The following is a 212-nucleotide window of genomic DNA, read 5'->3' on the forward strand; positions in this document are numbered from 1 at the left end:
GCGATGGTGTAGAAACGAACGTTTAATCCCGTCTCTTGAATCGCATTCAAGCCGATTTTTGTGGATAAAAAGGTTTTACCCGTGCCCACGCCTCCATAGAAAATCAGGTTCTCTTTGTTCTCCATGAATTCTCTGTTTAAAAAGTATTCGCGATTCAGCCCTTGCGTGTATTCGATATCATCCCATTTGAATTCGACGCTCGGTAATGGCGG

At 43.9% G+C, this 212-nt stretch carries 1 protein-coding gene; it reads right to left on the bottom strand.

Annotated elements, in window-relative coordinates; all coding sequences use genetic code 11:
* Positions 1-212 (bottom strand): ATP-binding protein (locus tag AB5N96_RS13615; RefSeq protein ID WP_499705767.1); only part of this gene is annotated, 212 nt, incomplete at both ends.

The sequence above is a fragment of the Chryseomicrobium imtechense genome (genome assembly GCF_041475995.1).
Lineage (GTDB): Bacteria > Bacillota > Bacilli > Bacillales_A > Planococcaceae > Chryseomicrobium > Chryseomicrobium aureum.